This window comes from Ruegeria sp. C10, from assembly GCF_056537805.1.
Genome location: NZ_JBQFSC010000005.1, coordinates 26,914 through 51,827, shown reverse-complemented (window position 1 = coordinate 51,827; position 24,914 = coordinate 26,914). Strand labels below are relative to the sequence as shown.

Annotated in this window: 24 protein-coding genes and 1 tRNA gene; 18 read left to right on the top strand and 7 right to left on the bottom strand. The window is 55.8% G+C overall.

Annotation, left to right across the window (positions count from 1 at the left end):
* Positions 1-65 precede the first annotated feature (65 nt).
* The 6 genes from ACR0DE_RS18605 (at position 66) to ACR0DE_RS18580 (ending at position 7,712) form a co-directional block, all read left to right on the top strand.
* Entirely contained in the window at positions 66-1,508 is a 1,443-nt protein-coding gene (locus ACR0DE_RS18605; RefSeq protein ID WP_480754705.1) for an aldehyde dehydrogenase family protein, read from the top strand.
* A complete protein-coding gene (locus ACR0DE_RS18600) occupies positions 1,508-2,485 on the top strand; it encodes a membrane dipeptidase (RefSeq protein WP_480754703.1) in 978 nt (325 codons plus the stop codon). The genes ACR0DE_RS18605 and ACR0DE_RS18600 overlap by 1 nt, the downstream gene beginning before the upstream one ends.
* Complete coding sequence (locus ACR0DE_RS18595; protein WP_480754881.1) at positions 2,485-4,167, top strand: hypothetical protein; 1,683 nt, start codon at positions 2,485-2,487, stop codon at positions 4,165-4,167. Before ACR0DE_RS18600 ends, ACR0DE_RS18595 begins: the two co-directional genes overlap by 1 nt.
* Positions 4,164-4,793 (top strand): DUF3726 domain-containing protein, encoded by a 630-nt coding sequence (locus ACR0DE_RS18590; protein ID WP_480754701.1) that lies wholly within the window; start codon positions 4,164-4,166, stop codon positions 4,791-4,793. Before ACR0DE_RS18595 ends, ACR0DE_RS18590 begins: the two co-directional genes overlap by 4 nt.
* A gap of 13 nt (positions 4,794-4,806) precedes the next feature.
* Positions 4,807-5,817 (top strand): Ldh family oxidoreductase, encoded by a 1,011-nt coding sequence (locus tag ACR0DE_RS18585; RefSeq protein ID WP_480754699.1) that lies wholly within the window; start codon positions 4,807-4,809, stop codon positions 5,815-5,817.
* 77 nt (positions 5,818-5,894) lie between these two features.
* Complete coding sequence (locus ACR0DE_RS18580; protein ID WP_170625441.1) at positions 5,895-7,712, top strand: BCCT family transporter; 1,818 nt, start codon at positions 5,895-5,897, stop codon at positions 7,710-7,712.
* A 621-nt stretch (positions 7,713-8,333) separates the two neighbouring features.
* On the opposite strand, the gene ACR0DE_RS18575 is transcribed toward ACR0DE_RS18580, so the two are convergent.
* The 6 genes from ACR0DE_RS18575 to ACR0DE_RS18550 form a co-directional block, all read right to left on the bottom strand.
* A complete protein-coding gene (locus ACR0DE_RS18575) occupies positions 8,334-8,948 on the bottom strand; it encodes a YidC/Oxa1 family membrane protein insertase (protein ID WP_170398434.1) in 615 nt (204 codons plus the stop codon).
* A 44-nt stretch (positions 8,949-8,992) separates the two neighbouring features.
* Complete coding sequence (locus ACR0DE_RS18570) at positions 8,993-10,441, bottom strand: hypothetical protein (protein ID WP_170566762.1); 1,449 nt, start codon at positions 10,439-10,441, stop codon at positions 8,993-8,995.
* Positions 10,410-10,637 carry a hypothetical protein gene (locus tag ACR0DE_RS18565; RefSeq protein ID WP_170398438.1) on the bottom strand — a complete coding sequence of 76 codons (228 nt, stop codon included), beginning with the start codon at positions 10,635-10,637 and terminating at the stop codon, positions 10,410-10,412. Before ACR0DE_RS18565 ends, ACR0DE_RS18570 begins: the two co-directional genes overlap by 32 nt.
* Positions 10,630-12,126 carry an alkaline phosphatase family protein gene (locus tag ACR0DE_RS18560; RefSeq protein WP_170398441.1) on the bottom strand — a complete coding sequence of 499 codons (1,497 nt, stop codon included), beginning with the start codon at positions 12,124-12,126 and terminating at the stop codon, positions 10,630-10,632. Before ACR0DE_RS18560 ends, ACR0DE_RS18565 begins: the two co-directional genes overlap by 8 nt.
* Before the next feature lie 1,041 nt (positions 12,127-13,167).
* Positions 13,168-13,551 (bottom strand): DUF6538 domain-containing protein, encoded by a 384-nt coding sequence (locus tag ACR0DE_RS18555; RefSeq protein ID WP_480754697.1) that lies wholly within the window; start codon positions 13,549-13,551, stop codon positions 13,168-13,170.
* 79 nt (positions 13,552-13,630) lie between these two features.
* Positions 13,631-13,705 (bottom strand) — tRNA-Thr (locus tag ACR0DE_RS18550).
* 83 nt (positions 13,706-13,788) lie between these two features.
* Here ACR0DE_RS18550 and ACR0DE_RS18545 point away from each other — a divergent pair.
* The 10 genes from ACR0DE_RS18545 (at position 13,789) to ACR0DE_RS18500 (ending at position 20,487) form a co-directional block, all read left to right on the top strand.
* On the top strand, positions 13,789-13,944 hold the full coding sequence (locus tag ACR0DE_RS18545) for a hypothetical protein (protein ID WP_170425679.1): 156 nt from the start codon (positions 13,789-13,791) through the stop codon (positions 13,942-13,944).
* A 6-nt stretch (positions 13,945-13,950) separates the two neighbouring features.
* A complete protein-coding gene (murA, locus tag ACR0DE_RS18540; protein ID WP_170398447.1) occupies positions 13,951-15,219 on the top strand; it encodes a UDP-N-acetylglucosamine 1-carboxyvinyltransferase in 1,269 nt (422 codons plus the stop codon).
* Positions 15,216-15,692, top strand: coding sequence for a DUF2948 family protein (locus ACR0DE_RS18535; RefSeq protein WP_170425681.1), 477 nt, complete (start codon positions 15,216-15,218; stop codon positions 15,690-15,692). The genes murA and ACR0DE_RS18535 overlap by 4 nt, the downstream gene beginning before the upstream one ends.
* Positions 15,689-16,210, top strand: a complete 522-nt coding sequence (locus ACR0DE_RS18530) for a GNAT family N-acetyltransferase (RefSeq protein ID WP_480754695.1) — start codon at positions 15,689-15,691, stop codon at positions 16,208-16,210. Before ACR0DE_RS18535 ends, ACR0DE_RS18530 begins: the two co-directional genes overlap by 4 nt.
* 60 nt (positions 16,211-16,270) lie before the next feature.
* Complete coding sequence (hisD, locus tag ACR0DE_RS18525; protein ID WP_480615920.1) at positions 16,271-17,572, top strand: histidinol dehydrogenase; 1,302 nt, start codon at positions 16,271-16,273, stop codon at positions 17,570-17,572.
* A gap of 98 nt (positions 17,573-17,670) precedes the next feature.
* Positions 17,671-18,150: a UPF0262 family protein gene (locus ACR0DE_RS18520; RefSeq protein WP_170398457.1), complete on the top strand. Its 480-nt coding sequence runs from the start codon at positions 17,671-17,673 to the stop codon at positions 18,148-18,150.
* A 3-nt stretch (positions 18,151-18,153) separates the two neighbouring features.
* A complete protein-coding gene (locus ACR0DE_RS18515) occupies positions 18,154-18,606 on the top strand; it encodes an arsenate-mycothiol transferase ArsC (RefSeq protein ID WP_170398460.1) in 453 nt (150 codons plus the stop codon).
* Between the two features lie 2 nt (positions 18,607-18,608).
* Complete coding sequence (locus ACR0DE_RS18510; RefSeq protein ID WP_170398462.1) at positions 18,609-19,007, top strand: ketosteroid isomerase-related protein; 399 nt, start codon at positions 18,609-18,611, stop codon at positions 19,005-19,007.
* The gene (locus ACR0DE_RS18505; RefSeq protein WP_480754693.1) at positions 19,000-19,593 is read left to right on the top strand and encodes a GNAT family N-acetyltransferase; all 594 of its coding nucleotides are present in this window, start codon (positions 19,000-19,002) and stop codon (positions 19,591-19,593) included. Before ACR0DE_RS18510 ends, ACR0DE_RS18505 begins: the two co-directional genes overlap by 8 nt.
* Positions 19,594-19,737: 144 nt before the next feature.
* Positions 19,738-20,487, top strand: coding sequence for a hypothetical protein (locus ACR0DE_RS18500; RefSeq protein WP_170425690.1), 750 nt, complete (start codon positions 19,738-19,740; stop codon positions 20,485-20,487).
* Positions 20,488-20,553: 66 nt separating this feature from the next.
* On the opposite strand, the gene ACR0DE_RS18495 is transcribed toward ACR0DE_RS18500, so the two are convergent.
* Positions 20,554-21,327, bottom strand: a complete 774-nt coding sequence (locus ACR0DE_RS18495) for a FadR/GntR family transcriptional regulator (RefSeq protein ID WP_480754691.1) — start codon at positions 21,325-21,327, stop codon at positions 20,554-20,556.
* Between the two features lie 330 nt (positions 21,328-21,657).
* Between ACR0DE_RS18495 and ACR0DE_RS18490 the strand changes: the two genes are divergently transcribed.
* Both ACR0DE_RS18490 and ACR0DE_RS18485 read left to right on the top strand, forming a co-directional pair.
* Positions 21,658-22,710, top strand: a complete 1,053-nt coding sequence (locus tag ACR0DE_RS18490) for a TRAP transporter substrate-binding protein (RefSeq protein WP_170513809.1) — start codon at positions 21,658-21,660, stop codon at positions 22,708-22,710.
* A 128-nt stretch (positions 22,711-22,838) separates the two neighbouring features.
* The gene (locus tag ACR0DE_RS18485) at positions 22,839-24,905 is read left to right on the top strand and encodes a TRAP transporter large permease subunit (protein ID WP_170733865.1); all 2,067 of its coding nucleotides are present in this window, start codon (positions 22,839-22,841) and stop codon (positions 24,903-24,905) included.
* Positions 24,906-24,914 lie beyond the last annotated feature (9 nt).

Here is a 24,914-nt window from a genome sequence, read left to right as displayed (position 1 = left end):
AGTTTGACTGATGTGCATCGGAAAATCCATCCTGTGACAAACGAATTCTGACTCTGGGGCGCATTGTGACCAAACTGAACCTGATCGCTGGCGAATGGCTGGCAGGCGAAAGCGAAATCGAAAACCGCAACCCTTCTGATTTGACTGACCTGGTTGGTATGTTCGCGCAAGCCAGCAGCGACCAACTTGAAGCGACGCTTGATCAGGCGCGTATCGCGCAAGCTGAATGGGCTGCCTATGGGCTGGAACGTAAGCAGGCCGTTCTGAACGCCATCGGTAACGAGCTGATGACCCGCGCCGAGGAACTGGGCACGTTGCTCAGCCGGGAAGAGGGCAAGCCGCTGGCCGAAGGTAAGGGCGAGGTCTATCGAGCGGGTCAGTTCTTTACCTACTACGCCGCTGAATGTCTTCGTCAGATTGGGGAAAACGCCGACTCCGTTCGCCCCGACATCGAGATTGACGTGCGCCGCGAAGCGGTGGGTGTTGTCGCCATTATCAGCCCGTGGAACTTTCCCACCGCGACCGCTTCGTGGAAGATTGCGCCCGCGCTGTGCTATGGCAACGCTGTGGTGTGGAAACCGGCGAACATCACCCCGGCCTCGGCCGTGGCACTGACCGAAATCATCGAACGGCAGGACATTCCCAAGGGTCTGTTCAGCCTGGTGATGGGCTCGGGCCGTTCGATTGGCCAACGTCTGGTCGAAAGCCCCAAGGTCAACGCGATTTCCTTCACCGGTTCGGTTCCGGTCGGCAAGGGCATCGCGGCGGCGGCGATCCAGAACCTGACCAAGGTACAGATGGAGATGGGGTCGAAAAACGCGCTGGCCGTGATGGACGACGCCGATCTGGATCTGGCGGTGAAGCTGGCGCTGGGTGGTGCATTCGGCGGCACCGGTCAGAAATGCACCGCCTCGTCGCGGCTGGTGGTGCATGCAGGCATCCATGATGCTTTTGTCGAGAAACTCGTCGCAGGCGCGCAGGCGATGAAAGTTGGCCACGCGCTGGAAGAAGGTGTTCAGATGGGCCCCGTCGTAAGCCAGCAGCAACTAGGCGAGAACCTCGCCTATGTCGATCTGGGTAAATCTGAAGGGGCCGAACTGGCCTGCGGTGGACAGCGCCTAGAGATGCCGCATGAGGGCTTCTACATGTCGCCGGGCGTGTTCCTGAACACCACCAACGACATGCGCATAAACCGCGAGGAAATGTTCGCGCCGCTGACCAGCGTCATCAAGGTTGGCAGCTATGACGAGGCGCTGAGTGTGGTGAACGACACCAATTTCGGCTTGACCTCGGGCATCGTGACCAAATCTCTGGCCCGCGCCACCCATTTCCGCCGCAACGCGCGCACCGGCGTGGTGACCGTGAACCTGCCTACGGCAGGCACCGATTATCACGTACCCTTTGGCGGTCGCGGCGACAGCTCTTACGGGCCGCGCGAACAAGGCAAAGCAGCGGCAGAGTTCTATACCACCGTCAAGACCGCCTATATCAGCGCGGGCCCCGTCTGATGCGTATCGACGGGCTGCAATATGCCAACTGGTCGGAGAAGATTTTCCGCCAACTGCGCGAAGGCGGCGTGGATGCGATCCACGTCACCATCGCTTATCATGAGAATTTCCGTGAAACCGTTCTGAACTTTGAGAAGTGGAATCGCTGGTTCGAGCAATACCCGGACCTGATCATGAAAGGCCGTTGGGCCTGCGACATCGACATCGCGCGCGAAACGGGGCGGACGGCTGTGTTCTTCGGGTTTCAGAACCCATCCCCGATCGAAGACGATATCGGTCTGGTTGAGGTTCTACATGATCTGGGCGCTCGCTTCATGCAGCTGACCTATAACAACCAGTCGCTGCTGGCGACCGGCTGTTACGAGGCCGAAGACACCGGCATCACCCGCATGGGCAAGCAGGTGATCAAAGAGATGAACCGCGTGGGCCTTGTTGTCGACATGAGCCATTCGGCGGATCGGTCGACCATCGAAGCGGCGGAATTGTCCGAGCGCCCCATTGCCATCACCCATGCCAATCCGCACGAATGGTCACCTGCTTTGCGCAACAAGCGCGATGCGGTGATCCGGGCGGTGACGGAAAATGGTGGGATGCTGGGCTTTTCGGTCTATCCTCATCACCTGAAGGACAAGTCCGACTGCACGTTGGAGAGTTTCTGCGAGATGATCGCCCGCACGGCAGATACATATGGCGTCCAGCATCTGGGGATTGGCACCGACCTGTGTCAAGATCAGCCCGACAGTGTGGTTGAATGGATGCGCGTGGGGCGCTGGACAAAACAGATCGACTATGGCGAGGGTTCGGCCTCGGCCCCCGGTTTCCCGCCAATGCCGGGCTGGTTTCGGGACAATCGCGACTTCGGCAACATCGAGTCCGGCTTGCGCGCCACTGGCATGAACTCCGACGAGGTCGCGGGGATCATGGGCGGCAACTGGTACCGCTTCTTTGCCGATAATTTTGGGCCACAAGGCACATGATGGACCAAAACCCGCATATCGTACGCCGCGACCCGGCCACTGTGATGCGCCTGTCCCGTCTAGGATCGTTGCATCAATGCCGTCTAAGTTTCATGCGGCAATTGACCCGTCGGATGGCTGCCGAAAACTGGACGTTCACCCGCCCAGTCTTCCAGATTGATGAAAAGGGCGTCGGTCACGCGGTCTACACTGCACAAGGTCCGGAACGCGCTTATTCGTTGGTGGCGTTTGCCCATGATCTGCCACCCGAGCAACGCTCGGATCGGGTGATCGCCGAGGCATGGGACGCGACCTTTGCGTTGTTTGACGGAATTCCTGACCCGGAAGACATTGAGCGGCTTTCGCAAAACGTACCTCTGCAAGAGGCCGGGCGTGTAAGCGAAAGCGAGCTGTCCTTGTCACGGGCCAACCGCTCGGTGCGTCTGTGGGCACATGTCGTGGATCGTCTTGCCACCGGTCAGCAGCCCGACCTCGAACAGATTTACAAGGTCGGTTACCTGATGCGGACAACCGCCGTGTATGGCTCGGGCAAGTTCGGCGCGGCAGATCGTGAGAGGATTGCAGACCGAGACGAAGTCAGCGCGCCATTTCAGGCCGAGATGCTTTCGGTCTACCTGACGCGGACCTTCGTGCGCGATCTGGTGCAACATATGGCCCGCGCCAAGGGTGGCGACCAGACCGCAGAGTTGAACCCGGAAATCGCGCGTTGGCTGGGTATAGGCAATTCGACCGGGCTAGGTATGGCACCTTTCATCGTCAATCACCCGATCCTGTTCAACAACTGGATCATGGTCCGGGAAGAGGCGATCTCGCGGGTTCGGTCCATTGAGACCGCAACAGAGGCAGAAGCGGCCAATTTTCGCAACATCTTCGCCCGTAGCAAATTGTCGATCTCGTGGTGGAAGTCCGAACATCCAATCCAGATCGAAAAGCTTGCGGCGCTGAATGCTGACTTGTGCGCAATATCGGACTATCTCGACAAGACCGATCTGACGGGCAATCAGCCGTGGGACCGCTTGATATTGTGGTCTCAGGCTGCGCTCAGCGAAGAAGGGCAGGAGTTGCTGGCCTCGCTGATCCTTGAACCCTACGGAGAACTGGTCGATGGGCTGACCAGCTGTATGGCAGACAGCAACAGTGCGGCGCATGTGATTGATGGCACGATGACCGTTGGCGCGGTGCGCGACCTGATCCGCGCCAGCTTTGGCTGGGCAATGGGTCTGGACTGGAACGCGCCCGAACACTGCGCGCGCGCTTGGTATGTGTCCGAGGAAAAGCTCGAGCCCCGGCTGGGTGAGCGGTTTGACGAACCGATTGCAGACTACGAACAGCCGCTAGCCCCGGCGCGCGACGCGGCTCTGGCCGAAAGCGCGCTTTCGGAATGGGCGGATGGTGCACCCATCGCCGAGTTCCTACTTGAACACCCTGAACACCGCCACACGATCCGTCGCGCGCAAATGAGCCGCGTCGCGCCTTACGGCGAAATTCGCGACAACACGATCAGCGCGGATGTTCTGCCGATCGACATGCTGCGTGCCAAACTCTCGTTCTTTGGTGCCACGCATTTCGATCCTCGTTCAGACCGCTGGGTACGTATCTGCATGTATGCTGGCGCGCCTTATCCCGAAGAGTTAAGCAGCAAGACTGCCGATCTGTGGGTCTATCCGGAGCTAGGATCGTGAACGTATCGCTGAATGAGGTCGAAGCCACGGCCAAACGCGCCGCGCGCGGAGCCGGATATCCATGGGGTCTGGCGGAAGAGGCGGGCAAAGCCACACGTTGGTTGTGCGCACACGGGATTGATGGCACGAAATCCCTTGCGCAATTGTTGGAGCAAGGTCTGGCGGCCTCACTCAAGAATCACCGCCCGGTTGAGATGCAGTCGGCTTGGGCGGGGCAAGGCGTGCTTTGTCCGATCATTACGGGCGCGTTGCTTTCTGATCGGTCTGACCTGCTGCACGCAGGTCCCATACGTATCCAGAAGCTCGCAGTACCTGTCTTTTTGCTGCCCTTCGTAGCCTCGGCAGCGCGCGCCCAGAATAACGTGATCACGCATACGTGCGATCTGTTCAGGGCCGCAACGGATGGCGGTCGTCTGGAGGCGGGGCAGGATTGGCCATCGTTTTCTGATCACACCCAGATCACGCTGGGCGGCCAACTTACCACCCCTCGACCGCACGTGACCCGCGCAACCCCGGACCCGGTTTGCTGGGACACCCTCAACCGATTTGCCCATCGCACCTACGCGCCTGCTACCGATGAATCCCGACTGTTGGGTGCCGGCGCTGGCCTGTCCGACAATGACTGAATGAGAGAGCGACATGATCGAAACCCGTACCCTTAGCCTAGCTGAAATCGAGGATCTTTCTTTCCGTGCGTTGGTGTCCGCGGGCACCAGCGAAGAAAACGCGCGCCCATTGGCAATTGCAACCGCCGCAACCGAGGCGGACGGGGTAGCGAGCCATGGTCTGGCCTATATCCCGATCTATTGCGAACATGTTCAGTGCGGCAAGGTAGATGGGCAGGCCACCCCTCAGCTGTCCCAGCCGCGCCCCGGCGTAGTGACGGTCGACGCCGCGACCGGGTTCGCCCACACGGCGATCGACGCGGGGTTCGATGCATTGATCGCTGCGGCGCGCACGCAGGGCGTTGCGGTGCTGGCGATCCGCAACAGCTATAACTGCGGCGTGCTGGGGTATCACACCTACCGGCTGGCACAGGCTGGTTTTGTGGGACTTGGGTTCACCAACGCGCCCGCCTCCATCGCGCCGTCCGGGGGTGCCAAACCGGTGGTCGGAACCAACCCATTTTCAATCGCGGTCCCTGGAAACGACGGCCAACCCGCATTACTGATCGATCAAAGCGCCAGCACCATCGCCAAAAGCGAGGTCATGAAACACGCGCGCGAAGGCAAACCAATCCCGGTTGGCTGGGCGTTGGACGCAGATGGCAACCCTACGACCGACCCGAATGTTGGGCTTAAGGGTTCCATGGCCCCATCGGGTGGGTACAAGGGGGTTGGCGTTGCCCTGATGACCGAGGTTTTGGCTGCAGCGCTGACTGGTGCCACGCTTGGGATACACGCCTCACCTTTTTCGGGAACCGCCGGTGGGCCTCCGAAAACAGGCCAGTTCTTTATTGCAATTGACGCTTCTGCGACTGCGGATGACGCATTTTCTTCCAGAATTGTCGATCTTGTCGAAGCGATCCGATCTCAGAACGGCGCACATTTGCCCGGTGACGGCCGCCAGGCAAAGCGTTTGGTGGCCAAGAACGATGGTGTGGCTGTCAGTGTAGCGACCCTCGACAAAATAGAAGCTCTGCTGACGTAGGGCTCGATGGCGAAGCTCCGGGACGCTCATGAAGATCTTTCTGGAAATCAGGACACGTGCGAATAGGGAGGAAACACATGTCTATGAAGGAACCTTTTACCGATCTGGAGATCAAGCGATCTTCGGGCGGGTTTTATGAAGGGCACAGTGTTGAGATTGCCTTGCTGAGCAAGTCAATCATGGTCGCGCTGGTTATCTGGGCGCTTGTCTGGCCCGCAAATGCAAACGGAGTTCTTGGAAGCCTGAACTCGCGTCTGCTGGAAGATTTCAACGCCTTCTATATCATTATTGTCGGCTTTTTTGTCTTTTTCCTGTTTGTCGTGGCGGCGCTGCCGCAAACCGGTAAGCGGCTTATGGGCCCAGAGGGCGAAAAACCAGAATTCTCGGATTTCTCATGGTTTTCGATGATGTTTGGCGCGGGCTTGGGCGTCGGTCTCATGGTGTTCGCTACCGCTGAGCCTTTAGGGCTGTGGGGATCGAACCCGGTTGTCATCGCGGGCGATGTCGTCGGCAATAGCGAAGACGCATTGCAGTCGGGATATCGCTACACTTTCCTGCATTACGGGTTTCACGCCTGGGCGATCTATGTGGTGACCGGCCTGTCGCTGGCCTATTACGCCTACACGCGCAACATGCCCCTGACTATTCGCACCGCGCTGACACCTCTGTTCGGCAAGCTGATGAACGGCTTCCTGGGCCACGTCGTGGATGTGCTGGGCGTGGTGGCAACCATTTTGGGTGTTTCAGTTACCATCGGGTACGGGGTTTCGCAGTTCATCGACGGCCTATACGCCATTTCGGGTATGGAATGGATGATGGATCTGACCGGTGACGCACCAGCCCCCAGTACTGTTGGTCTGCTGGCTGGCCTCATTGTGATCATGGGCCTCTCGATCATCTCGGCTGTCTCTGGTGTTGGTCGTGGCGTCAAGTACCTGTCTAACCTGAACCTGGTGTTGTCGCTGATCCTGTTGCTGGTCTTTGTTGTCTTTGGGTCGTTCCTGTTCGCGATGACGACTTACGCAACTGCATTTGTCGATTACATCCAGCACTTCATTTCGCTCAGCTTTGGTGCTTTCAATCCGCAATCGGCGGCGGCGTTTGATGCTGCCCTGCCGAGTGAAGCAGCGCCGTTTGCCGATGCGCTTTATGCCGGTGCGACCAATCCTTGGGGATCGTTTGACGGGTTCAAATCTGGCCTGGAAGGCGACGCCGCCGCGCTGCCGGACTCTGTTCTGGCTTCGGTCTACGCCGCAGGTGATCCGGGTCGGCAGTTTGGCTGGCAAGCGGGCTGGACCACGTTCTACTGGGCCTGGTGGATCGCGTTTTCGCCTTTCGTCGGCCTGTTCCTGGCGCGCATTTCCAAGGGACGCTCGGTGCGTGAGTTCATCATCGGTTGTGTCTTTGCCCCTGCGCTGGTCTGCTTTGCGTGGATGACCATTCTGGGTGGCACCGCGATCGATCTCGAACTGAATGGCACCGCCGAAGGCGCCATCATCGGGGCGTCGAACACCGCCAAGCTGTTTGTCACCTTGCAAGAGATGATCACCGGTGGGCTGTTGTCTGGCATCACCGTGATGTGCGTCGTCCTGATCATGACCTTCCTGGTCACGTCGGCGGACTCGGGCATTCTGGTGATGAACACCATCATGTCTGGCGGAGATCAGAACATCGGCAACAAGCACAAGATCGTCTGGGGCCTTATCCTGACAGCGGTGATTGGCGCTCTGATCCTGGCTGCGGGTGAAAACAATCCGATGGACGCCTTGCGAAATGCGATGATCATCGGTGCGCTACCCTTTACGATGGTCATGGGCCTGATGTGCATAGCGCTCGCCAAGGCGCTTTATCGCGATGGTCTGAGGCAAAAGCAGACCACAGCACCTGCGGAATAAACCTAGGCACGGGCGGTTGTGATGCAACCGCCCGCTGTCATCAGGCGCTTGCGCGCGCGTCAACTTCAACTCAATTCAATGAAAATGCCAGTGGCTGAGACGCCACGTGATCGTGCACCATTCGAAGCATTATGTCGGACATGAAGATGGTGTGCCCGGAGGGAATTGAATTTGGATGAGGGAGTGCCAATACATTGATTTAATGATATAAAACCATACGTAGAGCAGCTATGTGTGGCGGTCCTGCGGAGGCGTATTGGCCAATATCATGACTAACATAAGCTACAATGTAACTTCGGCAATTGTTGAAGGAATATCCTTCGCAAGCTTCACGATAGCCGAACACTTCTACCTACGCGTCCTCGCATTTAGTCAGGATATCGTGAATGCACCGCGCAGCCTTCAGCTCAAAGCAAAGTCACTCTACAAACTTTGCAGATTCTCAGATACGCACCAAACATCATTTCGCCACCGTTTCTACAGTGAACTTTATTGGTCAGCTAAATAAAAGCTGCCTCCTGTAACCGTGAATTCACTGCCGGACGACACTGGAGCTGTCTCCTAAAACGGGAGAGGCAATCTGGCGCGAGACACAGGTTGTCGCCAACCGAAAGTTCACCTCTAACGAGGATTCTGGCTTCTCGCCGCAAAAAAGATGATCCCGGCACAAATGTTCATGCTAATCCAGTAGAGTATTAGTGCAGATGCAAGTGAATAGACCAACGCAAATAGAACAACCGACACGATTAAGTAACGGATCAATTGATCCTTTTGGTTATGCCAGCGCAATAGGGCCTCGCTAATTCCAAGGAGCAACATTAAGATAGGGAGTAAATTTAATCCAAAAAACAGATGATCTTGTTCCGAAAGATCACTAATTAACAAAAAGCTAACGCCTTTCAATTCATCCGAGCCTCCAAAAATAAAGATCGCCGAAATCAGAAATGGAAGCATAACAACGAACGATGTTCCGGCGACGATCGATTTGATTGGATGATAGCCGTGTTTTTCATAAACTTTTTCAACTACTTCGAATCGTTTTTCGCCTTTTAGTCCAGCAGCTTGCTTTGCGATATCGATGTCGACCAACTGCTTGACCGCAAGAAATTTATCCTCGGACTTTTTCGCCCACTTCTTAAGCGGGATGGTCAAAATCGAGATCACCATTGCAAGCAGAATTATCGATAGCCCAGCAGAATTCGTTGCTGTCCACATCAAATCGAACAGCAAGTCCATCGGATATATAACCGGCAACAGGACCGTATAAACAACATCCCCTATCACTGTGGCTCAATATGGTAAATCACGCGCTTACCGCCTTTGAGGTCTTTGGAAGTACGCACTTTAAAGCGCTCTTTTAGCTCGTGCTCGAAGGCCACGCGGTCGTAATCCAGATACTGTTCCGTTTTGTTCTGCAGCAATTTGACGACCATCTCGTCGTGCCGATCAACGAACTCAATAACGATGTCGCAATTGAAAGACCGCAACCAGTCTAGGAACAATGCCATCGGGATATTGGCAGAAATCCGAATGTGGTGGACAAGGGCCAGAACCAGAATTGCATCTGGATTGGCGCGACTGTCGAATGAAGAGCGTTCCTTGCCTGCCCATCCCTGATTGGGGGAGACGTTGGACAAATCCAGCACTAACGGCAAGATGTTGTTGTGCACCGAGTGACTGGATTCATGCATAAACAGTTTCTGGACCGCATCGTGGTCGCCATCAGCTGCAATGACCAAGTCTGCATGTTCCGCAGCAATTTTTGAAAAAGTGCCTGTGTTGCAGCCGATATCCATTAGGCAATAAGGTTTCTTTTCTTGTACGAACTTTTGTACGAAACCTTTTTTCGCTTGGAGTTCCTCGTCATCGTAAGTGTGGGTTTTGTCGTATTCCGACCAGTCCGTGTGCTCGATGTTCACAGAGAGCGACTTGACCAGTCGCGTTACACTTTCAACAAGTGCCAGTACGTATTTTCGACTGACTTTGCGCTGACTTCGGTCCTGAGCGGGAACGGCATCGCGTTCACGCGCCTCAATCCGCTTTTCTACGCGAGCAGGTAGCATGATGTGGCTAGCGACACCGCGCTTGAAACGGGAGAAACCTCTGAAAAAGTTCGCAGCCTCAACCGGAGGTATACCGTCCAAGTAGGACCGTAATAATGGAAGGTGATTGATGCCCAGATGACTACGCATCATCAACGGCGTCAGAAAACAGCAACAAAACTGTCGGTATGCCAACCAGGGTTCGCCTTCCTGCCAAGGCACAAACGATGGGATGTCAATAAAGACTGGTGCCGTACCTTCAAACTGGATGTTAAAAGGTGTTGAGTCCTTAATGGTCCACCCAGCTTCCAGCGCGTCGGTCAAGATACGCAGATGCAATAGAGCCGCTCGTCTTAGCATGGCGAACGACCATTCGTAAGAGTAAGAAACGATCGAGACAGGCTCATGCTGCATCACACCTGCCCATCCGGCTTCTAGGATTTCCTTTGCAACAGGATCGTCAGGCGCGCAAAGCTTGGTTTTTACAACGCGCTTTTCGATCTCAAGTTGTTGGTAGAAGGGCTCAGTCTGGAGCTTTTTGAAGTTCTCAAGCGTTTTATTGTCGACGCCTCGAAAAATCGCAGAACTGCCATTTTCGGGTAAGTCAATTGTATATACACGGCTGCTGGGGTCACGAAAGGAGCCACTGTTTGCCTTAGTCATCGAGCGCTCGACTGTCTTCTTCATCGCTTTTTGTGCCAAATATCTTTCGCTTCAGCTTATAGAAGTACTTGCGGAACGTGTAAGCAATCGCTGCGAAGAACCCGAGAATTGTGGTTACAATGACGCTCCCCGAACCTGGATCCACGTATGCCAGAGCAACGGATGGGTGCACAATGGCAGCGGCAATGATGAGCAATGCCAATTTCTTGCGGCTATTCATATACATAGTCCTCGAATTTATCACTTACGCCGTCAACGCTTTGGTTGATTCTATAGACTTGATCCAGTTCCTGATAGCGACCCTCGGTCAGGCACTTTAAGATTGCTTCCGCACCTTGAACGCTCGTCGTATACGTCTGCTCATTTCTCAGGTCCACATAGGTTTTACAACGCCCCTTCGGAAAAACGCCCCCTAATATCCCAAAACGGTCATGTACAAAGAACTCTGGATCTTTCGCAAAACGGGTCTCCCAAGTTCCCCGGCTCCGCCAAGGGCCGTGATCACCGAAGATATAAAGAATCGCCGTGGGATCTTCCCGCTCAAGCTGGTCCAGAAGCTGGTTCAACGTTTGCTGTGCTTCCAAAGAACGCTCCAGGTAGAAGTCATTGTAAGCGGCATCGGCTTCTTCGTCTTCGATCAAAAAGTCTTTGCCGGTGTGGCCGGGGGAGTAGATCGAAGCGAGCAAGAATTGCGGCTCCTTTTGACGTGACAGATAAGACACGAAATCAAGTACATGTGCTGCTTTGTCGACCTTTGTATCGGACTTGTTTTTGTCGATGAATCGGCAGAGACCAAACAACGACACCTGTCGAAACTTGCTATCATTGAATTCGCACGCGCCCGCTGTTCGCGACGGAATATGATACCGATCCACATAGCTGCCCTGTTCGGTCCCAAAGTATTTTCCGGCATAGGCCGTGTTGATTTCGTAACCATTGTTGCGGAAAATTGCGTTTAGTCGACCGTCGTACTTACCTGTATAGAGTTCAAAACTTTTACGTTTGCCGCGATCAAATTCATCAACCTCCATCCGTAGCATCAGATTCATCGCATATTTTGTGGGGACACGGACCGAAAACAGATTCTCGAACCTGTCCATTCTGGTATAAACCGGTTCGTGGAAAGCTGTCTCTTCAATGCCCATGTAGCGAGATGTCAGGCTTTTGGGGTGAATTGAGTCAAACGAGATAAGATAGACATTTGGTTTTGTATCAAACGTGATATCTTCGATGCCTGGAAACTCTGTGTTTTCAGCCTCTTCATTCGCATCCAGCATGTCCCGCCCAGGGACAAGGATGAAAATCACAGCCACGATTACAGCAACTATTGCCCGGCCCCGAACACCCAAGCTCAGAACGATGTAAGTCAAATAGATCGCAAGGAGGCAAAGGCCAGCCATTGCTATCATCGGAAGCAATACGAATGCTTCGACCATCGACCAATTAATCGAAAAAACAGCGGCAGCGAAAAGCACACCCGTCAGAGCTCGGGCCGCTATTGCAAGCTTTGAAGGCAACAAATTTGCAACGACAACCATTGCAATAAGGGCGGAAGAACAGGCCAGAAAGGCTGTTCTGATGTAGTCCAACTCAACGGGGCGAAATTCATTTCTAGCGCTGAAAACTGTATCCAGCGTAAAAATCGATAGCGCTACAACTAATATGAATGCGCTTAAGAAAATACCCAGGAGTCTTTTGCGATTATTCATTGCAGAGAAATCAGCTTTCGGTCTTCAGACGAGTGTTTAGAGAAAAGTACCATTTTCTTCAATTGCGGGTGGTTAAGGCTGGTTGAGAGCTCGAGAGGGACCGGTACTACACACTAGGGCTTTTGAAAAGTAGCTAGAGACAGTTCCGAGAGATTTTTAACGTGTTTTGCAGATCGGTCTTCGATGCAATCTGATTGGAACTGGCTCGCGGGCTCTAGTGATTTGGTTTTCTTCCGTTGGACTGGTCCTCCACTATGTTTAGGAAACCGGAGGAGGCACATGGCAGACAGGCGATCGAAGCCCGGGGAGGCAGTCACGAAATTGCGACAGATTGAAGTTCTGGCAGGGAAAGAGGTACCACTTTGCCTAACGTGAGGAGCATTGCACGTCAGAGCCACCCGTCTCGATGGTGACCAAAAGGTCCCGTAGGGATCACATTGAAATAGACCGGTCTGGCACCTTGACGGGAGATCTCAGCCCAGGCCCTGGCCATTCCGCAGCTGGTTCAAAGTCGTCATAATCGTCCACCACGTCATCACCCATGTGGACGTACCGCTTTAGTTCCATGAGGCGGCAGCGGCATGCATTAGTGCAAAGACAGAACTGCACCTCGTCGGTACCTAAAGAGCGCTTATTGATCGTCCATCGGTAGCTTCAATCCTTTTTCGTCTCGAAGGTAGTCACACTAATCTGCAATGTCCTTAGGCCTTACTCGAGAGATATCCTCGTGCTCCGGATAGGCAGCCAACGTGTCTTTCTTATGAGCGAAGTCTCAATCGTTGCATACATTCCCGTTGCTCAGGTGATCTTTCTGTCACCGCTCCGTGAGATGGGTGAGTGCTGGGCCTTCTGCCGCCTCTTTTTGATACGCCTTCGGGTTCCCATTCGGGGAAACGCATGACCTGAGGGTCCGGGGTGAAATCGCCTTCCGTTCTCTTCAACTGCTGGCTAGCCGCCTGCATCCAAGACCTGTGGACTTCACGTAGTAATCGCGCACGCGTCGGTTCGTCTACAGCAATACCTTCTTCCGCCAGGATCTCGTCAGCGACATCTCCGTACCATTTTAGTGCCGCCTTCGGTAGCTTCCGCTTGTTGGCTCAGGTGCAGTACACGGTTCCATATCTCAGGTTCACCCGGTTCACTATCTAGCATTTCCATCAGGCGGAAATACACGCGACCAGAAAGAGCAACGATCTTTTTCAAAGGGAGGGTTTCAGGCTTTGCCCGCAGGCACGCCCACTGCTTTTGGATTTTGGCGTATTCAGCCGCAAATCTCTCTTTGGCCTCTGCAGGGTCTCTGGTGCGGAGTGACTTTGACACCTCGGCACGGTCGACGATTCCCTTAAGGTCCGCCGGAACTCGCACCCTGATGTAGTATATTCCGCTGTTTTTGTCTTTGTCTGGTGTAGGCATGATAAGCGTCACTGTGTAGAACTCCTATGTAGGAGACTGCAAGCGCAAGCCGCTGTTTTATCGTAAGTTTCTGATGTAGATAAGGAAATCATGGTGCTGCTGGAGAGAATTGAACTCTCGACCTCTCCCTTACCAAGGGAGTGCTCTACCTCTGAGCTACAGCAGCGCTGTGGGCGGGTGATTAGACTCAAACGAAACGCGGCGCAAGGGTGTCTGGACGGTTTTTTTCTACTCCTGTAGAGAAAGGCAATGGCAGACAAAAATTCACCTAAAAAACACGGCAAGTCCGGGGAAACGCGCGAAGACCGTCTAAAGGCGGCGCTAAAAGCGAATATGGCGCGACGCAAGGCTCAGGCCAAGGCGCGAGCCACCTCCGGGGACAAAGCCGGCAAGGACGAGGGATAAGAGCAAATGGATTCGATTCTGGTAACGGGCAATGGCCCGCTGAACGGGCAGATTCCCATTGCGGGGGCCAAGAATGCGTGTCTGACGCTGATGCCCGCGACCTTGCTCAGCGAAGAACCGCTGACGTTGACCAATGCGCCGCGTTTGAGTGACATCAAGACCATGACGGCGCTGCTGCGGTCGCTGGGTGCCGAGGTGTCTTCGCTGCAGGATGGTCAGGTCATTGCGATGTCCAGCCATGACCTGAACAGCCACACGGCGGATTATGACATCGTGCGAAAAATGCGCGCTTCGAACCTGGTGTTGGGGCCGATGCTGGCGCGGCTGGGGCAGGCCGTGGTGTCGCTACCTGGTGGATGTGCAATTGGCGCGCGCCCGATGGATTTGCATGTCGAAGGGCTTGAGGCGCTGGGCGCCGAGATCGAGCTTAAAGATGGCTATCTGCACGCGAAGGCGTCGGGCGGGCTGAAAGGTGCTGTGCATGAGATGCGCTTTGCCTCGGTTGGCGCGACCGAGAACATCGTCATGGCCGCCACGCTGGCCAAGGGCACCACGGTGCTGAAAAACGCCGCGCGCGAGCCCGAGATTGTCGATCTGGTCGAATGCTTGCGCAAGATGGGCGCTCAGATTTCGGGTGAGGGGACCTCGACCATCGAAATTCAGGGTGTCGATCGTCTGCACGGCGCGACCCATCAGGTGGTGACCGACCGGATTGAACTTGGCACCTATATGCTGGCCCCGGCGATCTGCGGGGGCGAGGTTGAGCTGCTGGGCGGGCGCATGTCGCTGGTCGAATCCTTCGCTGCCAAGCTGGATGCGGCGGGGATCAGTGTTTCTGAAACCGACAAGGGGCTGAAAGTTTCTCGTAAGAACGGGCGTGTGACCTCGGTCGATGTGGTCACCGAACCCTTTCCAGGTTTCCCGACCGATCTGCAGGCGCAGATGATGGCGCTGATGTGCACTGCCGAGGGTGTGTCCGTGCTTGAAGAGCGTATTTTCGAGAATCGCTTTATGCATGCGCCCGAACTGGTGCGCATGGGCGCGAATATCGAGGTACATGGCGGCACGGCCACCGTAACCGGGGTCGAACGATTGAAAGGTGCTCCGGTGATGGCGACAGACCTGAGGGCCTCGGTCTCGCTGATCCTTGCCGGAATGGCGGCGGAAGGTGAGACGGTTGTCAGTCGGGTCTATCATTTGGACCGCGGATATGAACATGTGGTGCGCAAGCTGGAAGGCGTGGGCGCAAAGATCGAACGGATTAAAGGTCAATGACAGACGCGAGTTTCAAAGACGGCCGCGAGGCACCGCTGAACCTTGGAGCCGAAGATGCCGATGACCTCCAGGTGATTGCGACCCTGACGCAGGATGCGGTTTTCCCGGTGACCGAGATGACATGGCAACCCGGCCAGCGCCGCTTTGCGCTGTTGCTCAATCGCTTTCGCTGGGAAGACAAGGATGCCGCTGCCCGGCGCGGTCGCGCCTACGAGCGGGTGCAGGCCGTTTTGATGTTCGGCTCGGTTCTGTCGGTAGCCAGTCAGGGCATCGACCGCAGCGACAAGGACATGATCCTGTCTCTGCTCTCGGTCGAATTCGAGTCAAGCGAGGATGGTGCGGGACAAATCCTGTTGACCTTGGCAGGCGACGGCGCGATCCGCCTGTCGGTTGAGGCCATCGATGCAACGCTCAAGGATGTGACGCGTCCCTACAAGGCGCCTTCTGGACAAGCGCCCCATCACCCCGAGTGAAGAATAAACGTGGCATCGCTCAGGCCTTCCCGAATCCGCCACGCGGCATCGCGGTGCGGCGGGCAACCGTGTTTGATGTATTCGACATCAGCCGTGTTCTGATCCGATCGATCCGTGACCTCTGTCGGGCGGATCATCTGGATAATCCCGAAAACCTTTCCCGCTGGTCTGCCAATAAGGATCCGGCTTCGGTCCGAAACTGGATCGATAGTGGAGCAATCCTTTGGGTCGCTACGCAAGTGGGAGTGGTTACTGCAGTGGGCGGTTTAAGTGGCGAGGGTGAGATATCTCTGCTCTATGTCGATCCCGATCACGCAGGGCGCGGGCTCGGAACAGCGCTGCTGCATCGGTTGGAAGAGGAACTGCAGACACGTGGCGCCTCTGAGGCGCATCTGCACGCGACCAAAACGGCACATTCGTTCTATCTGGCGCACGGCTGGCATGATGTCGGCGACCCGACGGAATGGCACGGCATCCCCCAATTCCCGATGCGCAAATCGCTGCACCCAGCGGCATAAGGGTTGAGGCCACCCGGCCCGGGCGATAAGACCCGTTGAAACGCTTCCGGAGTCTCTCACATGCCCGCTTTCCTCGATACGACCTCCGCCGATTTCGAAACTGCATTTCAGACGCTGTTGTCCGCCAAGCGCGAGGACAGCCCCGATGTGGATGCGGTTGTGGCGCAGATCATCGATGATGTGCGGACCCGTGGTGATGCTTCGGTGATCGAACTTACCGCGAAATTCGACCGGCTGGAGCTGACGCCCGAGACCATGGCCTTTTCATCCAATGAGATCGCCGAGGCCGTCGCGCAGGTCACGCCCCAGGACCGCGCCGCGTTGGAACTGGCAGCAGAACGCATTCGTGCATATCACGAAAAGCAGATGCCCGAGGATCATCAGTGGACCGATGAGGCAGGCGCAACACTCGGCTGGCGCTGGTCGGCGGTGTCGGCTGCGGGGCTTTATGTGCCGGGCGGATTGGCTTCATACCCGTCGTCGGTTTTGATGAACGCAATACCTGCGAAGGTGGCGGGCGTAGACCGGTTGGCCATTGTCGTCCCCACACCTGAGGGTCAGGCAAACCCGCTGGTCCTGCTGGCGGCACAACTGTCGGGCGTGGATGAGATTTATCGCATCGGCGGCGCGCAAGCTGTGGCCGCGCTGGCTTATGGCACCGAAACCATTGCGCCGGTCGATAAGATCACCGGACCGGGCAACGCCTTCGTGGCCGCCGCGAAACGCCGTGTATTCGGCAAGGTCGGCATCGACATGATCGCGGGCCCCTCGGAAATTCTGGTCATTGCAGACAAGGACAACGACCCCGACTGGATCGCGCTGGACCTGCTCAGCCAGGCCGAGCATGACGAAAGCGCCCAATCCATTTTGATCACGGATGACGCAGAATTTGGTCAAGCCGTGACGCAAGCGGTGGAAAAACGTCTTGAGACCCTGCAACGCCGCGCCATCGCCCGGGCCAGCTGGCGCGACTTTGGTGCCGTAATCACTGTGCGCGACCTGGACGAGGCTGCCGCGCTGTCCAACCGCATCGCGCCTGAACATCTGGAACTCTGCGTGGCCGACCCGGTGGCGTTAAGCCAGCAAACGATCCATGCCGGTGCCATTTTCCTTGGCCAGTACACGCCCGAAGCCATTGGCGATTATGTCGGCGGCCCCAATCACGTGCTGCCCACAGCGCGTTCGGCGCGCTTTTCGTCTGGCCTTAGCGTGATGGATTTTCTCAAACGCACAACGCTCAGCCAGATGACACCCGAAGCTTTGCGCGCCATCGGCCCGGCGGCTGAAACGCTCGCGCAATCCGAAAGCCTCGAAGCGCATGGCCTGTCCGTTTCGGCGCGCCTTAACCGGCTGAATGGCTAAAGTGACGCAAAGACTTGGCACGCATGGCGCTTCTGTACGTTGCTCAATGAAAATCGTTGTTATAGGTCTGTGCAGACGCAAGGATTGTGACCGTTAAGATGACCCGTATTTCGCATATCGAACTGGACGACCGAAATCTGCCCCCGCCGACACCGGAGATCGAGCAGGAGCGGAAGGTCGCCATATATGATTTGCTTGAAGATAACTCGTTCACGCTGCCAGCGCGCGACGATCGGATGATCCCCGACGGGCCCTACCATGTGCAGCTATCAATCCGTGATAAACGACTGGTTTTCGATATCGCCACCGAAGCCAGCGAGAAGGCGGCTGAGTTTCATCTGTCGCTTGGTCCATTCCGGCAGGTCGTAAAAGACTATTTTCAGATCTGCGAGAGCTATTTCGATGCGGTGAAAACACTGCCGCCCAGCCAGATCGAAACGATTGATATGGCTCGGCGCGGCATCCACAACGAAGGCAGCCGCGTGTTACAGGAAAGGCTGGAAGGCAAAGCTGAGGTTGATACTGATACTGCCCGCCGCCTTTTTACGCTCATCTGCGTCCTTCATTTTGGAGGCTAACGGGTGACGCCTCTGCCGCAGTCCATTCTGTTCTGTTGCGACCACAATTCGGTTCGGTCACCCATGGCCGAAGGCATCATGAAGAAGTTTTACGGCACCGGCACCTATGTGCAATCCGCCGGCGTGCATAACGATCTTGAGATCGATGGGTTCTGCATCGCAGCCTGTCAGGAGATTGGCGTTGAGCTGTCCCGTCACCGCTCGCGTTCTTTTGACGAAATGGAGCAATGGGGCGATGACCTCAGTTCATTTGATCTGATCGTGGCCCTGTCACCCGCCAGCCAGCGAAAAGCGCTGGAACTGACGCGTTTTTTTCACCTCGATGTCGATTATTGGCCAATTATGGACCCTACCGGACTAGGTGAAACCCGCGAGGACAAGCTACGTCATTATCGACAAACCCGAGATCAGATCATCGCGCATCTGAAAGACCGCTGGGGTGAACCGACGGAGTGACCATGAACCCGACCGTGAAAACTTACTTTGATGCCTTCAATGCCGGTGACGTGGATGGCATGTTGGCCTGCCTGTCGGATGACGTGGCCCATCATGTCAACGAAGGTCAGATTCGCGTCGGCAAAGAGAAATTTGCCGCCTTCTGCGCGCATATGAACCGCTGCTACCGCGAGAACCTGACGGATATCGTGATCTTTGAAGCTGAAGGCGGTACCCGTGCTGCGGCTGAGTTCATCGTCAACGGAACCTATCTGGAAACTGATGAAGGTCTGCCAGAAGCGTATGGGCAGACTTACCGCTTGCCTGCGGGTTCGTTTTTTGACCTTAACGACGGCAAGATCACCCGCGTGACCACGTTTTACAACCTTGCGGACTGGACCAAACAGGTCTCGAATGGCTGAGATTTCGCAGGTCCGCGCAATGACCGGATCGACATTGGTCGACGCGTTGGATGAAGTCGCGCGCCTGCGGATCGACGTATTTCACGCTTGGCCATATCTCTATGATGGCGATCTGAAGTATGAGCGGAAATACCTGCAGTCCTACGTCGATAGCGCCATGGCCATCGTTGTCGGAGCGTTCGACGGTGATACTTTGGTGGGTGCTTCGACGGGTGCACCTTTGACGGATCACGCCGACGATTTCGCGGCCGCGTTCGAAGGCTCGGGCCTATCGCTGGGCGATATCTTCTATTGCGCAGAATCGGTTCTGCTGCCGGAGTATCGCGGGCAGGGAGCAGGCCATACGTTCTTTGATCTGCGCGAAGCCCACGCCCATGCGATGGGATTCACCAAAAGCGCCTTCTGCAGTGTAGTACGCCCTGACGACCACCCCATGCGACCAGATCATTACCGCCCGTTGGATGCCTTCTGGCGCGCGCGGGGATATGCGCCGCTTCCTGGCGTCGTGGCGCTATTCTCGTGGAAGGATCGAGGCGACGATTGCGAAACCCAAAAGCCGCTTCAATTCTGGATTCGGGATTTATAAGCCATCCATGCGCGTCGCGCCGGGTGTTTGAAACGGGTTGTGGCATTGTGAGTTGGCGATGACATGTGCGGCCGAATTTGCCTGAAACATCCTATGATTGTATAGTTTTACCTATTCAATTGCGCGTTTTCATGGGGAAATTTGATGAAGTCCGTTTTCAATCGCCTGATTCCGGCCTTGGTGCCGCTGACTTTGATCACCGGTTGTGCCTACGAGAACAGGGCCTTTAATGCCGAGCAAACCGTGCTGTCGAATACATCGGGAGACGTTATCCAGCACGCTGTAGGGATCGGGGGTGCGTTTGAAACGGCACCAAAAACATTTCAGTCCACCAGCCTGTTGCTTGAACGCGGTCCTATTCGTACGTCGTATTACGCGCTGCAACTTTCAGATGCCTACAAAAGGCTGGGCGACGAAGCAGCGCGCAATCGGGACCTGACAGCGGCGGCACTGATCACTGTAGCAGGCGGTGCCGCGCTTGGAAGTGCGGCCTCGATCTCAGGGAAAGACCTGGCCTTGGTCTTGGCCGGTGGAGCTTTGATCAATGAAGGCGTTAAATACGTAAACCCTAACAGCGCGGCGCAGGCTTTCTACGTGGCATCCGAGTCAATGGCATGTGCAAGTACTGCGATTGCCGCCCATGTGCCTGTGGACACTCCACCTGACATTCGTGTGTCTTCTCTGACCCTTTGGTACATTCGAAAAATTGAGGTTTTGCTGCGCGCGGGATTGAAGCGGGACGTACCGGACTGGAACACGTTGCTCAAAAACCTTGGTTTGACGAGGCAAGGAGCCAATGACGTGGACGCTCTGCGAGCTGGAGACATAAACCTCAGTGCATTGGAAGTAGACTTGAAAAAGTGCCTGAGGCGAGAACCGGTCGAGAAAGGTTAAGCCAAGGCTCTGTACGTCGTGCGGTGGACTTTTCCGTAGAAAAAAAGTACGCCTCTGTTTTTGACCTCAATCCGAAAACTGCCGCCGTTTTGCCGCGCGGATCTCGCGAGCTTGTTGTTCTTGTCCAACGCGAAATGAATCCTCGACGAAATCCATATGCGTGCGTGCGGCGGTTTCTGCACGGCCCGGGTCGCCATCGATGATGGCCTGCGCGATTGCCTTGTGCTGATCAAGCAGTGCTTCACCCGTGCCGTCCATCGAGCGCAGGAAGCGGCGGTTGTAGAACACGCCTTGGCGCGTGAGGTCATAGATGGATGCCATCATGTGGATAAGGGTCGTGTTTTGGCTCGCATCGACAACGGCGGCGTGCAGTCGAAAATCAGCCTCTTCACTGGCATCCTGATCGTCATTTTCCCAGGCTCGCTGCATTTCATCGATGATTTCTGCAATCCGTTCCTTGTCGGACTGTGTGGCGCGCTGTGCGGCGAGGCGGCTGGCAAAGGCCTCTTGCTCGCGCCGGTATTCAAGATAATCGTAGAAAGCACTGCCGTGCCGGGCATAGAGAGACAGAAGGGCGGGCGACATGGCACGACCGGTCAGTGGGGCGATAAAGGTGCCCTCGCCATGTCGCACGGTCACCAAGCCGCGATTTTCGAGGATTTGGAGTGCTTCGCGCAGCTTGGGGCGTGAAACGCCTAGGGCTTCCGCAAGCTCCCGTTCAGACGGGATTTTGCGACCCTCTTTCAGGATTCCATCAACAATCATTGTCTCGATTTGTGCGACGACCGCATCGGCAATTGATTCGTGACCAACGGGATCAAAGAGGCTGTTCGTGCTCATAATTCCTGTCCGGTAGTTAGATTAGAGATCGTCGAAGTTGTTTATAATATTTACCACTAGCTTTCGACATTGCAAGAAAAACTACCCAAAAATACGGATACTCGCTGCGCGTATAAGCGTATGTTTTTATTGAGTGTCACAAAATTATTCGAAAATTCCGGGTTATGAAAGGTCAATCTTGGTTATGAGCCACATCACCACGGCGTAGCCAAATTGGTAAATTAAATTGTTGACTGAATGACAAGGTAAATAATATTTACCACTTAAGCCGTGCTCGCGGCGAGAGTGACAGCCAGACCACCGGCTGATCTTTACCTTGGAGGAGAACCCATGAAGACCACCCTGACATCGCTTGCCGTTGCGGCCTCGCTGCTGGCAGCCCCGGTTGCCCACGCGGCGGATAAGATGCTGCTGAAAACCCCAATCGCGTTTTCAACCGCTCTACCGGGCCTCGGCTCGCCGATCCCGCGCGTGGCCGAACAGCTGGACCTGATGTCCGGCGGCACGCTGAAGATGAAGGTTTACGAACCGGGCAAGCTGGTCCCGCCGTTTGAAATTCTGGATGCGGTGTCTTCAGGCAAGATCAATTCGGGCTATACCACCGCCGGCTACTGGGCGGGTAAGATCCCGGCTGCACCGCTGTTTTCGGCCGTTCCGTTTGGCCCTGAGGCGGGCGAATACATGGCGTGGCTGTACTATGGCAACGGCATGAACCTGTATCAGGAGATGTATGATCAGGCAGGCTTCAACGTCCATGTCATTCCCTGCGCAATCATCGCCCCCGAAACCTCGGGCTGGTTCGCGAATGAGATCAACAGCCCCGAAGACCTGAACGGCTTGAAAATGCGCTTTTTCGGTCTGGGTGGCGAAGTGATGCAGAAGCTGGGTGTGGCCACCTCGCTCCTGCCCGGAGGTGAAATCTTCCCGGCGCTGGAAAAAGGCGCGATCGACGCGACCGAATTCTCGATGCCTGCCATCGACGCACGCCTCGGCTTCCACAAGTTGGTCAAGTACAACTATTTCCCCGGCTGGCACCAGCAAGCGACGGTGTTTGAACTGATGATCAACAAGGACGTCTGGAACGAAGCCAGCGATCAGCACAAAGCGATCATCGAAAATGCCTGTAAGGCTTCGATGGCTGACAGCTTTGCCGAAGGTGAGGCGATCCAACACGCTGCGCTGCTGGACAACGTTGAAAACAATGGTGTTCAGATCAAGCAGTGGAACGACGAGATGCTGTCGACCTTCCGCGCGACCTGGGAAGAGGTTGCCGCAGAACAGGCCGCCAACGACGAATTCTTTGCCAAGGTTCTGGCCGACATGAACGAATTCCGTGACGGTTATGCGGTCTGGAAAGAGAACGCATTCCTCCCCCGCAAGTAAATTTGCCACTTGCGATTGTCCGGGGGCGGCTTCCTTCCGCCGCCCTCGGACCCTTCTGATTTTCTTTATTTTCCCCAACGACCCGGGCGCATTCACGTCCCCACTGCCAAACTCTTGAGGAGGAGACCATGGCCGAGACACAGCGTCATCAGGACGACCCGATTGAAGTCTATGAAAGTATCCTTGAGCATGGTGAGCCCGACCGTCAAAAGCTGGCAGTAGCGATCGACAACGGCGTCAAAGCGGTAGGTCATGTGGTCATGTGGGCCAACCTGTTGCTGGTTGGGGCCATCGTTTCACAGGTGGCGATGCGCTATCTACTGAACCAGAACTATCCCAAACTAGACGAGATCCAGTGGCATTTCTACGGGTTGGTGACGATGGTCGGCATCTCGTATGCGCTGGTCACCGACAGCCATGTGCGAGTGGACTTGCTGCATATGCAACTCAGCCAGCGTGCGCGGCGGATTATCGAGATCATCGGAATTTTCACCCTGCTCGTGCCGTTCATCTATCTGATGATCGATCAGGGCTATGACTATTTCTACGAAAGCTGGAGGGTCAACGAATCCTCGGACAGCCCCACCGGCCTGCCCGCGCGTTGGGCCTTGAAAGGTGTGATCCCGGCCAGTTTTGTATTGCTAGCATTGGCTGCAGCGGCGCGGCTGATTCACGACGTGCACGCGCTATTCATGAATTTGGATGAAGAGCGTCAGGGCAAGGGCCTGCGCCTGATCATCTGGGCCCTTCTGGGCTTTGCTGTGGTCGCAACAGCGCTGACCTTCCTGGTTGAAACAACCGAGGAAAAACTGGTCATCGCCATGTTCCTGACCTTCATCGCGTTGCTGTTCACCGGATTCCCGGTGGCGTGGACGCTGGCCGGGGTTGGCGTTGCCTATTGCGGTCTGGCCTATCTGTTCGACAATGGCATGATGAACTGGACCGGGCTTGAGGAAACGCTGACCGGTCTGGACTATCTGACGCTGGGCGCGGTGGTGAACCGGGTCTATGCCACCATGTCAAATGCGGTTCTGGTGGCGCTGCCAATGTTCATCTTCATGGGCCTGATGTTGGACGAATCCGGTGTGGCCGAGCGTTTGATGTCCTCGATGCAGCGCCTGTTCGGCACGGTGCGCGGCGGGCTGGCGATCACGGTAACGATGATCGGCATCATTCTGGCTGCTTCGACAGGTATCATCGGGGCGTCTGTGGTTCTGTTGGGCGTGCTTTCGCTACCGTCGATGATGGAGCAGAAATACAGCCCCTCATTGGCCGCCGGTGTGGTCAGCGCTTCAGGCACGCTGGGCATCCTCATCCCGCCGTCGATCATGCTTGTCATCATGGCGGACCAGATGGCGCTATCGGTCGGCGACCTATTTATGGCTGCAGTGTTCCCCGGCGTGATCATTGGCGGGCTCTACCTGTCCTATATTTTTGTCATCGCCCTGATCAAACGCGACGTGGCCCCAGTACCCGAAGGCGCAACCCGTCCTGACTGGAACGCAGTCAAGGACGTGCTGATTGCAGTCTTGCCGACGCTGGCCCTGATCCTCGCCGTGCTGGGCTCGATCTTCGCGGGTTTGACCACACCGACCGAAGCCTCGGGCGTGGGCGCGTTGGGAGCCACTCTGCTGGCGCTGGGATATCGCAAGCTGACGCTGGCCAAGCTGGTGAATGTGCTGAAAGCAACGTTCAACACCACCGCCTATATCTTCGCGATCTTCCTTGGTGCGACGGTGTTCTCCTATGTCTTGCGCGAACTGGGCGGCGACGCGCTGATCGAGGATATGATCCACGGTACCGGGCTTGGCCCAAATGGCACTGTCTTCATGATCCTGTTCATCGTCTTCCTGCTGGGCTTCGTGCTGGACTGGATCGAGATCACGCTCATCGTTCTGCCCTTGATGCGCCCCATCGTGAACGGGCTGGGCCTGGATATCGACGGCTTCGGTGTCATCGATGAACCTGCGCTGGTGTGGTTCGTAATCCTTGTGGCGGTGACGTTGCAGACCTCTTTCCTGACACCTCCGGTTGGATTTGCGCTTTTCTATCTGAAAGGGGTCTGCCCGCCCGAGATCAAGCTGACTGACATCTACAAAGGGATTATCCCATTCGTGATACTGCAGCTGACCGGCCTGTTCTTTGTCTTCTTGTGGCCACAACTGGCCACGTGGTTGCCCTCGGTCGCGTATTAACGGAGGGTA

Bases quoted from the DNA above. Each gene is read 5' to 3' on its own strand.
- murA (WP_170398447.1), top strand. From the start codon at position 13,951: ATGGATTCGATTCTGGTAACGGGCAATGGCCCGCTGAACGGGCAGATT.
- ACR0DE_RS18500 (WP_170425690.1), top strand. From the start codon at position 19,738: ATGAAGTCCGTTTTCAATCGCCTGATTCCGGCCTTGGTGCCGCTGACT.
- ACR0DE_RS18565 (WP_170398438.1), bottom strand. From the start codon at position 10,637: ATGAATAGCCGCAAGAAATTGGCATTGCTCATCATTGCCGCTGCCATT.
- ACR0DE_RS18595 (WP_480754881.1), top strand. From the start codon at position 2,485: ATGGACCAAAACCCGCATATCGTACGCCGCGACCCGGCCACTGTGATG.
- ACR0DE_RS18585 (WP_480754699.1), top strand. From the start codon at position 4,807: ATGATCGAAACCCGTACCCTTAGCCTAGCTGAAATCGAGGATCTTTCT.
- ACR0DE_RS18510 (WP_170398462.1), top strand. From the start codon at position 18,609: ATGAACCCGACCGTGAAAACTTACTTTGATGCCTTCAATGCCGGTGAC.
- ACR0DE_RS18600 (WP_480754703.1), top strand. From the start codon at position 1,508: ATGCGTATCGACGGGCTGCAATATGCCAACTGGTCGGAGAAGATTTTC.
- ACR0DE_RS18520 (WP_170398457.1), top strand. From the start codon at position 17,671: ATGACCCGTATTTCGCATATCGAACTGGACGACCGAAATCTGCCCCCG.
- ACR0DE_RS18545 (WP_170425679.1), top strand. From the start codon at position 13,789: ATGGCAGACAAAAATTCACCTAAAAAACACGGCAAGTCCGGGGAAACG.
- ACR0DE_RS18495 (WP_480754691.1), bottom strand. From the start codon at position 21,327: ATGAGCACGAACAGCCTCTTTGATCCCGTTGGTCACGAATCAATTGCC.
- ACR0DE_RS18580 (WP_170625441.1), top strand. From the start codon at position 5,895: ATGTCTATGAAGGAACCTTTTACCGATCTGGAGATCAAGCGATCTTCG.
- ACR0DE_RS18575 (WP_170398434.1), bottom strand. From the start codon at position 8,948: ATGGACTTGCTGTTCGATTTGATGTGGACAGCAACGAATTCTGCTGGG.
- ACR0DE_RS18535 (WP_170425681.1), top strand. From the start codon at position 15,216: ATGACAGACGCGAGTTTCAAAGACGGCCGCGAGGCACCGCTGAACCTT.
- ACR0DE_RS18485 (WP_170733865.1), top strand. From the start codon at position 22,839: ATGGCCGAGACACAGCGTCATCAGGACGACCCGATTGAAGTCTATGAA.
- ACR0DE_RS18505 (WP_480754693.1), top strand. From the start codon at position 19,000: ATGGCTGAGATTTCGCAGGTCCGCGCAATGACCGGATCGACATTGGTC.
- ACR0DE_RS18560 (WP_170398441.1), bottom strand. From the start codon at position 12,126: ATGAATAATCGCAAAAGACTCCTGGGTATTTTCTTAAGCGCATTCATA.
- hisD (WP_480615920.1), top strand. From the start codon at position 16,271: ATGCCCGCTTTCCTCGATACGACCTCCGCCGATTTCGAAACTGCATTT.
- ACR0DE_RS18490 (WP_170513809.1), top strand. From the start codon at position 21,658: ATGAAGACCACCCTGACATCGCTTGCCGTTGCGGCCTCGCTGCTGGCA.
- ACR0DE_RS18570 (WP_170566762.1), bottom strand. From the start codon at position 10,441: ATGAAGAAGACAGTCGAGCGCTCGATGACTAAGGCAAACAGTGGCTCC.